Raw genomic sequence first — 12,423 nt, 5'->3', positions numbered from 1 at the left:
CATCAGGGAAAAAACGTCCTCGATCAGTTCGGCATCTTCCTCGCGCCACGCCGTAAAACCGAACTTGGCGGCAAAGGATCGCTGGAATCCCTCTGCATACATCTCGTCATAGCGCTCCAGTCCGAGCGCCAGTGCGCTTGGCTCCGGCGTGATGGCGGACAGTGCATCGGCCAACCGTTCGAGGTTCCAGCGCGCGATCTCGGGTTGCCGACCGAAGCAGTAACGCCGGCCGGCCGCATCGGTTGTGTTGGGTGTCCACGAAGGGTCGAAATCGTCGACCCAGCCGTAGGGGCCATAGTCGATGGTCAGCCCGAGAATCGACATGTTGTCGGTGTTCATCACCCCATGCACAAAGCCAACCCGCATCCAGTGCACCATGAGGCGTGCAGTGCGCTCGCAAATCTCGACGAACCAGCGCAGCAACCGTTCTTCAGGCTCCACCGCCAGTTCCGGAAAATCGCGCGCGATGGTGAAGTCGAGAAGCTGGCGCAGCAACGCCTCGTCGCCGCGCGAGGCCGGCAGCTCGAAATGCCCGAAGCGGATGAATGAAGGCGCAACGCGGCAGACCACCGCCCCCGGTTCCTTTACCGGATTGCCGTCGTAGAACATGTCGCGCACTACCGCTTCGCCGGTTGTCACCAGCGCCAGCGCGCGGGTTGTCGGTACGCCCAGATGATGCATGGCCTCGCTGCACAGGAATTCACGTACCGACGAGCGCAGCACGGCACGGCCATCGGCGCGACGTGAATAGGGTGTCGCTCCGGCGCCCTTGAGTTGCAGCTCGAAGCGCTGCCCGGCGCTGTTGACGGTTTCGCCGAGAAAGATCGCGCGGCCGTCGCCGAGTTGCCGCGCCCAGTTACCGAACTGGTGGCCGCCGTAGCAGGTGGCATAAGCCGTCATCCCCGGCAACAGGGCGTTGCCGGCCAGTGCCTCGACCCACTGCGGCGAAGCCAGATCGTGCTCGGCAAGGCCAAGCTGTTGCGCCATTTCACGCGAGTGAGCGAGCAAACGCGGCGCCGCTACCGGTGTCGGCATGACAGGGGACCAGAGGGCGCCATACACCTGGCGCGAATGATTGCGTGTGTCGTCATCGCCGGGCAGTTCGCGCACCAGGCGGTTGTCGAAATGAAGCATGGGGATTGTCGCCAGCAAAGGGAAGTCACTTTTGGGCACGCTGTGCTGCGACAAGTTCCCCTCAGCAGAGAATGTCAGAAACCGAAACGCTCGCCGGCACCCAGCAAGGTAGCGAAGCCGAGAACGGCAAAAAGTGCGGCAGCGATAAAATGCACGGTGCGCACCGGCAGGCGTTCGGCGATGCGGTCGCCGAGCAGCACGGCGGGAACATTGGCGATCATCATGCCGAGTGTCGTTCCGGCGACGACCTGAAGCACGTCCTGATACTGTGCAGCCAGGGCGACCGTCGCGACCTGTGTCTTGTCACCCATCTCGGCAAGGAAGAAGGCGATCAAGGTGGTGTTGAAAACGCCGAAACGAGCCAGTTTGGCGTCCTTCTCGTCGAACCTGTCGGGGATCAGCGTCCACAGCGCCATGGCGATGAACGAAACGCCAAGCACCCAGCGCAGCGTCTCCGGTCCGAGCAGCGTGGTAATCCATGAACCGAGCAGGCCAGCGACAGCGTGGTTGGCCAGCGTGGCGACCAGAATGCCGAGAACGATGGGAATGGGCTTGCGGAATTTCGCCGCCAGGATGAAGGCCAGCAGTTGGGTTTTGTCGCCGATTTCTGCCAGGGCCACGATACCTGTGGAGACGAGGAATGCTTCCATCAGTGAAACTCTTGGCGACGTAATGTCGCTTGAATAAAAGGAAAAAAAACAGCGCGGAAAGTTACTTTCCGCGCTGTTGAATAAAGTCCCCGCGAATGCCGTCAGGCCGGCATCCTGAACCGGAGTTCAGTTGGGTCATTTTCCTTCCGCATCAGGCCGACCCGACAAATGGGGCCAGCACAACAGCAGCTTCAATGGTTCGTGACCGACGCCAAGGTTATTGGTTCAAGGAATATATGGCCTTGACAAACACCGCAGGGAACAACTGTCAGAGGCTTAGAGCAACTTATCCTGCGGTGCGAGCACCGCCTCAAGTTCTGCCTCCATGACAGAAATTCTACGCTTAACGGCGCCGAAGTCCACTGCTGTTTCCGATTCAATGGCTTTATATGTTTCATCCGTCGTGGACATCCTGGAGAGGTATTCGTGCGCGATGTTCAGCGCCGCCATGACGGCGATACGCTCGGAGATATTGTTCCTGGTTTTCTCAGCAATATCGTGCATTTTTTCATCAACATAGACCACTGCGGCCCGCAGGGCGTCGTGCTCTTCGGGTGGGCAGGCCACACGATATTCCTTGCCAAGCAGCGTGATGTCGAGGTAGTTGGTTTCTTTACGCATGGTCACATTCAAACGGTGGCTTTGGCTTCCGGCAATTTTTCGGCGAGTTGTTCCAGCCGGCTCCGTGCCGACTCCATGCGCTCAGCGAGATCCTTTCTGTCGTCTTCAGCGGCGGCCAGTTGTTGCCTGAGTTGCATATTCTCTGCACGAAGCGTGCGACAAAGCGACGCTACCAGGGCAATTTTATTCTCGAGCGCATTGAGTTCGTTAACCATGCTAGGACTATAGTTTTAAAAACCTAGTGTGGTCAAGGGCTAAGCGTTGGTTTTAAATGTGAATTATTTCAAGGAGCGCAACTTCTGGTACGTCACAGATGGCCTTTACGCTATAATCATCGGCTTCGCTGCTGGCAAAGAGCGGAACGTGCAAGGTGCCGCAACGCGGAGTTTTCCAATGACTCTGCAGCGGTTAAACGGGAAACAGGTGCGTGTCCGCAAGACACCATGCCTGTGCTGCCCCCGCAACGGTAAGCGAGTGAGGGTGTGTCAAAGGAGCCACTGGGCGAAATGCCTGGGAAGGCGACACATCAAGACTCGTGAGCCCGGATACCGGCCTTCGCACAAATAGACGGAAGTGCCGCGGGGAGGCGGACACGGAATGCTCGATGCCGCTTGCAAAGCGGTCGTGCTCCTCTTGCTGATCTTCTCCCTCGTGCAGTTCCGATTTTTGTTCGCCGGCTTGCGGGGACGCTTGTCGGCATCGGGAGAAATCTGTCATGCATCCACCTTGTTCCTTGACCCTTGCAGCACTTGCACTTGTCGCTTCTTTTCCTGCCTCAGCCGCCGACAATCAACTCGACCCCATTGTCGTCACCGCGACGCGCCAGGCCACACGCGCCAACGAGCTGTCCAGCGATGTATCTGTAATCACCCGCGAAGAAATCGATCAGGCGGGCGATACGACGTCGCTGGCGCAACTGCTGGCCCGTCAACCGGGAATCCAGTATGTCGCCAACGGTGGTGCCGGCTCCAATAGCGGCGTGTTCATCCGTGGGGCCGCCACCAATCAATCGATCGTACTGATTGATGGAGTACGCATCGGTTCGGCGACGCTTGGCAGTCCGAATCTGTCGCGCATTCCGCTGAACCAGATCGAGCGCATCGAGATCCTGCGCGGCCCGGCGTCGTCGCTGTACGGCGCCGACGCCATCGGCGGCGTGATCCAGATCTTTACCCGGCGCGGCGAAGGGGCGGCGCGCCTGAACGCCAGCACCGGTTATGGCACTTACAATACGAGTGACACCACCGTCGGCGTCTCCGGAGGTACTGATCTTGTTTCCTACAGCGTGCAGGCCGGCTACCTTAGCACCGATGGCTTCAACTCGTTTACCAACAGGAATGGCGCCTCACCATTCTTCAACCCCTACAACCCGGATCGGGATGGCTATTACAACAAGAACCTCAGTGCCAACTTCGCCATCACGCCGGCAAAAGGCCAGGAAATCGGCGTCAATCTGCTGGCCAGCCAGGGCAACAACAAGTATGACTCGAACGACTTCAGCGCGCTGGGCGCCGCGCAGAACTTCAACAGCGATCAGACCGTCGCCGCCTACTCGATTTACTCGCGCAACCAACTGAATGAGGTATGGACCAGTACCTTGCGCATCGGTCGCAGTACGGACGATTCAACGGAGTACGTCGGCAGCGCCAAAACGGACACCTTCCGCACCGATATGGACCTGGTGTCGTGGCAGAATGACATCAAGCTTCCGGTCGGCGAGGCCCTGCTGGCTGTCGAGTACACCAAGCAAAAGGTTTCAGGCAATACCGATTACACGGTAAGCGAGCGTACGATCAACTCGCTTCTTGCCGGCTGGAATGGTCACTTTGACGAGCACCGCCTGCAGTTTAATCTTCGCCGGGATGACAACTCACAGTTCGGTGCGGAAACCACCGGTTCCGCTTCCTACGGTTATCAATTTACGCCGGAATGGCGGGCGCACATTTCCTATGGAACGGCATTCCGTGCGCCGACGTTCAATGAACTTTATTTTCCTGCCAGCTTCTTTTTTGGTGGTGGCAATCCCGATCTGAAGCCGGAGAGGGCGAAGAATACCGAGGTGGGCATCAACTGGGAGCGTGGAAATCATCGATTTTCTACCGTTCTCTATAACAACAATCTCACCGACCTGATCGAATACCGACCGCCGACCTTTGCCCCCGTCAACGTCAGCAAAGCCTTGCTGCGTGGCGCTACATTCACCTACGACGGGCGTTTTTCGGAGTGGGGGCTGGGCGTTGCCGTTGACTTCCTGGATCCGCGTAACGAGGAAAAAGGACCCAACAACGGCAATCGTCTGGCACGCCGCGCCGAGCAGCAGATGAGCAGCTACGTCACCCGAACCCTGGGTAACTGGGAGTTGCGCGGCGAGTGGAAGCTGGTTGGCGATCGCTATGAAGATCCGGCCAACCTCGTCCGCATGGGAGGCTATGGCCTGGTCAATCTCTATGCCGATTACCGTGTGCAGCCTGACTGGGCCCTCTTTGTCCGCGCCAACAATATCTTCAACAAGGATTACGAGACAGCCGATAACTTTGCAACGGCGGGGGCGAACGTCTTCGTCGGGGTTCGTTACACTCCGAAGTAGGAGGCCTGATGCCCACCCGTCGCCGCGCCCTGCTCATTCTCGCCGCCCTTGCCGGGCTGGCGTTGCTGAGCATTGCGCTGGCGCTGATGGTGGGCAGCGTCAGCATTCCGTTCAACGAGGTTCTGGCTTCATTGTTTGGCAGCGAAAGCGGCCTGTCGGGCGATGTAGTGCGCAGTCTGCGGCTACCGCGCGCACTGGCCGGCTTTGCCTGCGGTGGCCTGCTGGCGCTGGCCGGTGCCTTGCTCCAGGTCTTGCTGCGCAATCCGCTCGCTGACCCTTACGTGCTGGGCATTTCCGGTGGTGCCGGGGTCGGTGCCTTGTTGGCCATTTTGTTTGGCTTCGGTCTGGTCGGCGTCAATGGTTCGGCCTTTATAGGCGCACTCGCTGCCATGCTCGTTGTTTTCGGGCTGGCGCACGGCGACGGTAGCTGGACGCAAACCCGCCTCCTGCTGACCGGTGTCATTGTCGCTGCCGGTTGTGGCGCTGCTGTCGCGCTGATGCTCTCCATCGCGCCGGATAACAAATTGCGCGGCATGCTGTTCTGGCTGATGGGTGACCTCTCACAGAGCAATGACCCGCGGCTGGTGCTCGGTGTTCTCACTGCCGTTCTGCTGGTCTCGCTGCCTTTCTCGCGTGAGCTGAACCTGCTCACACGTGGAACCGACATGGCGCAAACCCTCGGCGTGCACGTCACTCGTTTGCGGCGTGGCGTATACCTTGTCGCCTCGCTGGCCACCGCAGCGGCGGTAACGCAAGCCGGCTCGATCGGCTTCATCGGCTTGATCGTTCCGCATCTGGTTCGTCTGGCGGTGGGCAACGACCAGCGTCTGCTGCTTCCCGCCTCGGTACTCGCCGGCGGCAGCCTGCTGGTGATCGCCGACACCCTGGCGCGCTCCATCGTTGCCCCGCAGCAACTCCCGGTCGGTGTCCTCACCGCGCTGATCGGTGTGCCGGTATTTCTTTTCCTGCTCACCCGTGATGCGCAGACGGGGCGCTGAAATGAGCAGCAAATCCCCTCTTCTCGAAGCACGCCAGCTCACCGTCGGCATCGGCGCCAAGACGTTTTGCCGCAACCTCGATCTGACGCTGCGAGCCGGTGAGCGTCTGGCTATTCTCGGCCGCAACGGTGCCGGCAAATCGACCCTGCTTTCGGTACTTGCCGGACTGCGCGCACCGCAGGCGGGTTCAGTGCTTATAAACGGTGCCAGCTACGCAACGCTCGGCGTGCGCAAGAGCGCGCTCATTCGTGGCTGGTTGCCGCAAGTACGCGGTGATGCTTTCGCTTCAACGGTTCTGGAAACGGCAATGGTCGGCCGTCATCCCCACCTCGACCGCTGGGGCTGGGAAACCGACAAGGACGCGAAAATTGTCCGTGAAGCCCTGGCGGCTGTCGATCTGGACTCATTCGAACAGCGCGATGTACTGACCCTCTCCGGCGGCGAACGTCAGCGACTGGCCATTGCTACGCTGCTCGCCCAGGAACCACAACTGTTTCTGCTCGATGAGCCGATTGCCCACCTTGACCTGAAGCACCAGATTTCCATGCTTGAACTGTTTGCCGGCGCAGCGCGCGATTGTGGTGCAGGCGTCGCCATGGTGCTGCACGAACCCGCTCTGGCCTGGCGTTTTTGTGACCGGGTAGTGTTGATCCATGGCAACGGTCATACCGAAACCGGGTCAGCCAGGGAAATGCTCAGCATCGAGCGGCTGTCTGCACTCTATCAATACCCGCTGCATGCCATCGAGTGCGATGGCCGGATAAGCTTTATCCCGCGCTAAGCACCAAGGCACAGAGGATAAAAGCGTCCCCAGGAAATGCAATGAATGCGGTTTGCCTGGAGTACCTTTGCTGACTTGGTGGTGAAAACCTTGCCCAATTGGCTGGCCGTAATTGGTGATTGATTTTCGCTTGTGTTTTGTACAATGTTGTCTGAATACGTATTCAGATGGCTCAGTACGGCCAGAAAGAGTCAACCAGGATTGATCTCCATAACGGGCTTGAACTGTAGCGATTCACCTTAAGCCGTCATGAATCAGCGCCGTCGATTCATCTTATTGCGCTTACCGATGCCGCTAGCTCGCAGTAACCTCCATCGAAAATGCACCACCGGAAATAGCGGATCGTTCATTTGTAATAGTGCCAGATCACATTCGAAGGCATTCCAAAAGTATTGGCGAAATCATCGGATACTCACCGTCTGCCCCTTCCACACCGGATCCTGCCAGCGGTAAAAGAGGCTCAGATTGTTAGGCTTGTCGGCCTGCTTCTCGACCTCCAGGCTTTCCATGCGCAAGACTTCGAAACTCTGCCGGTAGCGGCCATCGATCTTGTTTTCGCGCGCGACGAGCACTTGCGCATTGCCGGGAACCCAGCCGGCAAACTCGACGTAGCCGAGGGTCGGGCTGTCCACTCCCGGCGGCAGGATGTCTAAGCCCCAGCCCGCCGGCCCTTGCCGGAATACCCACATTTCACGCCAGGTATCGAGCGGCTGCACGGCCAGGGCAAGGGCGCTGCCCTGGCGATTGGCAGTGGCCGAAGCCGGCCAGACAAGGCCATAGGTACAGCGGGTGAGCAGCGGATTCTTCTGATCATGCCTGGCGTCGACCAGATGCACGCATGTTTCCCCCGGCTGGCCGGGACTGAAGGCTAGCGACAGGCTGGCCGGCAGCCGTGCCGGATTGAGCGGCGCTGCCGGTTCGGCAGCCCAGCGCGAGGCGCCGACGCGGATCGCCGCGTCGCTGTAAGCCGGAGCATCGCTTTCCGCCAGTTCGCCCTTATTGATTGCAGCCAGTTCTTGCAGCGCACGGCTCGCCGCCGCCTGCACAGCCGGCTGGCCGAGTTCCGCTCGGCGGGCACGCTGGTAGGCCAGGCTCGCCCAGACTCCGGCCTTGCGCAGATGCAGGCGATTCTTCAGCACCTCGGGCAGCGTGCCTGTTTCAACGCGATCAAGCACTTCGGCACGCCAGTTGTCGAGGTTGAAGCGCTCGGCAGGAGTCAGGCCGGGCGCTACACATTCGTGCCGGGTCAGGGCCAGCGCGGCCAGCGCCTTCTGGCTAGCGCTCGCCGGCAAGGCCAGCACCCGGCGATGGGCTTCACCTTCGTAACAGAGCTGGACCTGCCCTTCGCGCTCGAAGCTTTGCATATTCACCCCGTAAGTGGCAGCCACTTCAAGATGTGCGGCGATGGTTTCGCCCCCGGCTGTGCCCTGGCGCAGCGAAGCGCGCCGTGCCAGCCGTTCGGCCATGGCGCCGAGGGCGTCGAACGCCTCGCCGTCGATCGCGGCGGCCGGGGCGGCATGCAGATAGGCGGCGGCATAGCTGATCCCGAGCGCTTCCGATCCCGGTATGTCGCGCAGGAAGCGCAGCACCGAGAGCAGTTCCGGTGCCGCTTCCGGAGCCAGCGACTGGCTGCGTACCTGCGTGGCGCGAATATAGCCGGCGCGTTCCCGGCGGTGATCGTAGACCTGCAGGTAGTCGCCCTTCTGGCCTCGGATTTCCAGGCTATCCCCCTGCCAGAGAACGGCCTGCTGAGCTGCGGATTCTCGCGGCGCGGCACGCAGGGCGGATTGGTCCTGGGTGACGATGGCGATTACGGCAAGAGTCGTAAGCAGCATGATCATTGCTCCGCATCGGCGTTGTTGCCGCCAACCTGGTTTTCCGCCAAGCCCTGCTCGTTGGCGCCAGACTGGCGGGCCGACTGCGCCGCATTCTGCCGGCTGGCGCCGAGCAGGGAGGCGCCGATAAAGCCGCCGTCGGCGGGCGGCGGCGCGATGATCACCGAAATCTTGTCGGAGAGCTTGTCGGCCAGCGCCTTCTGAATCAGCAGCGGATGCCTGGAGATCAGGGCACCGTCGCGTGCCAGTTGTTCGCTGCTGATCTTGCCGATACGATCCTGGCGGTAGGCATCGGCATCCGCAAGCTTGCGCCGCGATTCGGCTTCGCCGGTGGCTTCGATCTGGCGTGCCTGCGAGCTCGCTTCGGCGTTCTTGATGCGGGCGACCTTCTCGGCCTCGGCTTCAAGTCCGCGCTGCTCGATCTGCTTCTGCTTGAACGGCAACACGTGCTTCATGGCTTCGGCCTGGGCTTTGGCCGCGATGATCTGTTCCTCACCGGCTGCTTCCGCGGCCTTTTCACGGCGCACCTTGTCGGCCTGGCCTTCGAGTTCGGTCTGTTTGACCTGCTTGTCCTTCAGCTCCAGCGTGTAGCGCATCTTCTCGGTGGCCAGTTCTTCGGCAAGCAGCTTTTCCATCCCCGACTTGTAGTCCGGCGGCAGGTCCACCTTGCCCATGGTCACTGTTTGCAGCTTGATGCCGTCTGCCTCCAGGCGCGGCTTCAGTTCGCCCTCGATAAGCTGCTGGATTTCCTGGCGCTTGCTCGAGAAAATTTCGCGCACCGTGTATTTGGCCAGGGTCTTGTAGAGCATACCCTGCACCACCGGTTCGACAATCTCGCCGTTGATATCTTGAGGCAGCGTTTTTGCCATCCCGGCAATCCTGTCCGGATCGAGCGCATAACGGACCGAAATATCGACGCCGATCGAAAGACCTTCAACCGACTGGAAGGGCGCTGCCCCGCTGGCGCTCATGCTGTCCGTCGGGCGATAGATCTGGTCGCGCAGCGAAAAGCGGCGCAGTTCATGCAATCCGGGAATCACCAGCACGGCACCATCGCGCACTTCGGTCGAGCCGCCGGTCAGTTGATTCAGACGCATGCCGATTTCGCCGCGAGCGACGCTCTGCATGGGTGGATGGGTATAGATCCCGTAGCCGCCGATGGCCAGCAGGCTCAGCGCAATGATGCGGCCACGGAAGCGCGGCAGGCGGCCGGCCACATTTTGCGACAGGGAACCGGCGCCGCCAGCCAGATGGCCGAGCGAACTGCGAACGTTTTGCACGATGTTTTTGACGCGATCCGACATGATGATTTTCTCCATTGACGATCGATCTTCACGGGTGAGACTGCGGCCCTGATACGGGAGGCGGGAAGATCGATGCGCACCCCGTTGCTGCTGGAAGCCATGTTGCAAGCCAGGCCGGGGAGCACTCAATGCCGTTGCCGGGGCACATTCGTCAGCCGGCGCTAGCGAGCGATCCGCAGTGTGAACAAACACTCACGAGCCTGGCGTGATCCGGCGGCGAAAAAAGGCGATACTTGCCAGCATCGAAGCCAGAAAGCATCGGGAAAACATCATGTTCAAGGTCGCCGTCATCGAAGATGACCTGCCCACCAGCAACCAGCTCAGGGCCTGGATTCTGTCCGCCCGGCCGGAAATCGACATCGATCAGTGGTTCACCCGCGATGACGCCGAGGCCGCCATTGCTCGCGAGGCCTATGACCTTGTCGTTCTGGATATCGAGCTGGGGCGTGAGCGCCACGCCGGCGTGGCCATCATCAACGCAATCAACAAGGGCCGTCAGGGAACGCCGGTGCTGGTCGTTTCGGCAATGCCGGCGACCATCTACCGGAGCATCATGAAGGCGCTCGATGCCTGGGACTACCTGCAGAAAACCACTTTCGAGGAGAGCGATTTCATCGACACCTTCCTCGAAATCCTGCGCGCCAGCCGGGATCGCCAGCACGGCAAGGCGGAGCCTGTGGACAGCGATGAACTGTCGCTCGACCCGCTGCGCCAGAGCACGCCGCTGTGGCGCGGCAAACGCGTTAACCTGCCGCTCACCGCCCAGCGCATCCTCGCCGCGCTCTACCAGCGGCGCGGCCAGGTGGTCTCCTACGATGATCTCTTCCAGGTGGTGAAGAGCGGTCGCAACCGCGACAACATCCGCAAGCACATCAGCACCATCCGCGAAGCATTTCGCGAACTCGACGAGGATTTCGAGCGTATCGAGAACATCCCGATGCGCGGCTTCCGCTGGTCCGATCAGCCGCCGGCAGGCGGCAACAAATGAAAGCGGCGCTGGCCTGGCTGGCTTCCTTCCGGCTGCGCATCCTCTTTCGAACCTCGTTCCTGCTCTTGGCGCTGGCCGTCGTCGCCATGGCCATCACCGTGCTGCAGGAGGAGAAGCAGCGCAGCTTCGACAACTACAGGGCCAGTTTCGCCAAAACCAAGGAACAGATCGTTGCCCGCCTGCACCACCCGGCCGGCCAACTGGCGCTGCTTAATCCGCGCTTTGGCAACGGCCTCTCGGCGGGCCGGCCGGTGGTGTTGCCCTATTCGGCCATCGACTTCGACGACCAGAACAAGGTGCGCAACGCCGTCGAAATGGCCGGCTGCCTCGTGCAGTACAAAAACTCGGGCAGCCTTTGCGTAGCCATAGGCACCAATCCCTGGGCCGGCGGCTTCATCTATGCCGCCGGCACCTTTGCCAGCGGCCCGCTGGAAGCGCACCGCATCGGCGACGAATTCCTCGATGGCGCGCATCGCCTGCGCGTGACGGCCCGCCTGCGCGGACACACCTATCGCTGGATCGCTCCCTTCGAACTGCCGGCCACACCCCCCGGCCCCCGCGCCGAAGGCGTGCGCGGCCGCTTTACCGGCTACCTCGAACAGGCCGGCCGCGACTATACCGGCGCCAGAACGGTGAGGGAGTTCCGTGGCTGGGTATGGCAGGACGGCCAATGTCTGGATGACGCCGGCACAGGCGCCAGCGAACAGACGGAGTGCACCAGGAAATCCTTCTTCTCGCTGCGCCTGCCCGTCGACGTGCTGCGCGACGCGCTCTTCCAGCGCGAAAAGCCGCAATGGCCGCCACCCGACCTCGACCAGTTCCAGGTTCGCGTCGAAGTGCTGCCGCCCGGCGACGGCGCGGCGCTTTTCGACAGCAGCGCACCCGGCGCCGTCGCCCCGTTTTCCCTCACCGACCTGACCAGCCTGCTGCTGCCCGGCGAAACGTTGAGTATCCGCAAGGCCGGCGCCAGCGACGGCGACGTCATCCAGCTTGCCGGCAAGGACGAAGCCCTGGAGCAGACCTCGCCGCTGCTCACCCGGCTGATCCGCGTGCTGCCGGTGGAAAGCCTGGAGGCGCCGCTCGTCGAACTCGTCGACCAGGTGGCAACACCGCTGGGCAATTACCGTCTGCTGCTCAGGGGCGATGCACGCAGCGTTAACCGGACCCTGAGCGCCGTCGCCACCCGTGTTTCATGGTTTGTCGGCGCCATGCTCGGTGCCATCGGACTGGCCTGGCTGGTCATCGAAATCGGCATCATCCGGCGCATTGCGCAGCTCACCAAACGCACGCGCGGGTTGTCAAAAACGGTCCATGCCGACGGCGGGCTCGAGAGCTACCGCGGGTACGACTGGGCCGACCTGCGCGGCAGCGACGAGCTGGGCATTCTCGCCAGCGGCCTCAACGACCTGCTGCGCCGGGTCAAGGAAGACGCCGAGCGTGAAAAAATCCGCGCCGAACAGGAAAAGGACCTGTGGCACGCCGTCGGCCACGAGATCATGTCGCCGCTGCAATCGCTGCTGGCGCT

At 61.3% G+C, this 12,423-nt stretch carries 11 protein-coding genes and 1 riboswitch; of the genes, 5 read left to right on the top strand and 6 right to left on the bottom strand.

What is annotated here, in order from left to right; all coding sequences use genetic code 11:
- From JNM42_RS14195 to JNM42_RS14180, 4 genes are all read right to left on the bottom strand, one after another.
- Positions 1-1,140: protein adenylyltransferase SelO (locus JNM42_RS14195; RefSeq protein ID WP_294271324.1), on the bottom strand; the 1,140-nt coding region annotated here is incomplete at its 3' end.
- A gap of 68 nt (positions 1,141-1,208) precedes the next feature.
- Complete coding sequence (locus tag JNM42_RS14190) at positions 1,209-1,784, bottom strand: TMEM165/GDT1 family protein (RefSeq protein WP_294271319.1); 576 nt, start codon at positions 1,782-1,784, stop codon at positions 1,209-1,211.
- 276 nt (positions 1,785-2,060) lie between these two features.
- Positions 2,061-2,405 (bottom strand): cell division protein ZapA, encoded by a 345-nt coding sequence (locus JNM42_RS14185; protein WP_294271318.1) that lies wholly within the window; start codon positions 2,403-2,405, stop codon positions 2,061-2,063.
- Between the two features lie 8 nt (positions 2,406-2,413).
- Positions 2,414-2,542 (bottom strand): hypothetical protein, encoded by a 129-nt coding sequence (locus tag JNM42_RS14180; RefSeq protein WP_294271315.1) that lies wholly within the window; start codon positions 2,540-2,542, stop codon positions 2,414-2,416.
- 214 nt (positions 2,543-2,756) lie between these two features.
- Positions 2,757-2,977, top strand: a riboswitch (cobalamin riboswitch).
- A 143-nt stretch (positions 2,978-3,120) separates the two neighbouring features.
- Between JNM42_RS14180 and JNM42_RS14175 the strand changes: the two genes are divergently transcribed.
- The 3 genes from JNM42_RS14175 to JNM42_RS14165 are packed head-to-tail and all read left to right on the top strand — an operon-like array spanning position 3,121 to position 6,771.
- A complete protein-coding gene (locus JNM42_RS14175; protein ID WP_294271312.1) occupies positions 3,121-4,992 on the top strand; it encodes a TonB-dependent receptor in 1,872 nt (623 codons plus the stop codon).
- Between the two features lie 8 nt (positions 4,993-5,000).
- Positions 5,001-5,990: an iron ABC transporter permease gene (locus JNM42_RS14170; protein WP_294271309.1), complete on the top strand. Its 990-nt coding sequence runs from the start codon at positions 5,001-5,003 to the stop codon at positions 5,988-5,990.
- Position 5,991: 1 nt separating this feature from the next.
- Positions 5,992-6,771, top strand: coding sequence for an ABC transporter ATP-binding protein (locus tag JNM42_RS14165; RefSeq protein ID WP_294271306.1), 780 nt, complete (start codon positions 5,992-5,994; stop codon positions 6,769-6,771).
- A gap of 401 nt (positions 6,772-7,172) precedes the next feature.
- Here the strand turns inward: JNM42_RS14165 and JNM42_RS14160 are convergent, their stop codons facing one another.
- Together JNM42_RS14160 and JNM42_RS14155 are read right to left on the bottom strand one after the other, a co-directional pair.
- The gene (locus JNM42_RS14160; protein WP_294271304.1) at positions 7,173-8,606 is read right to left on the bottom strand and encodes a hypothetical protein; all 1,434 of its coding nucleotides are present in this window, start codon (positions 8,604-8,606) and stop codon (positions 7,173-7,175) included.
- A gap of 2 nt (positions 8,607-8,608) precedes the next feature.
- A complete protein-coding gene (locus JNM42_RS14155) occupies positions 8,609-9,910 on the bottom strand; it encodes an SPFH domain-containing protein (protein ID WP_294271300.1) in 1,302 nt (433 codons plus the stop codon).
- A 271-nt stretch (positions 9,911-10,181) separates the two neighbouring features.
- On the opposite strand from JNM42_RS14155, the gene JNM42_RS14150 reads away from it, so the two are divergent.
- Complete coding sequence (locus tag JNM42_RS14150; RefSeq protein WP_294271296.1) at positions 10,182-10,898, top strand: response regulator; 717 nt, start codon at positions 10,182-10,184, stop codon at positions 10,896-10,898.
- Positions 10,895-12,423, top strand: a 1,529-nt coding sequence (locus JNM42_RS14145; RefSeq protein WP_294271293.1) for a sensor histidine kinase, incomplete at its 3' end; no start/stop codon positions are given. The genes JNM42_RS14150 and JNM42_RS14145, both read left to right, overlap by 4 nt.

This window comes from Propionivibrio sp. (genome assembly GCF_016790145.1).
Classification (GTDB): Bacteria; Pseudomonadota; Gammaproteobacteria; order Burkholderiales; family Rhodocyclaceae; genus Propionivibrio.
This window is presented reverse-complemented; position numbering and strand designations above follow the sequence as displayed.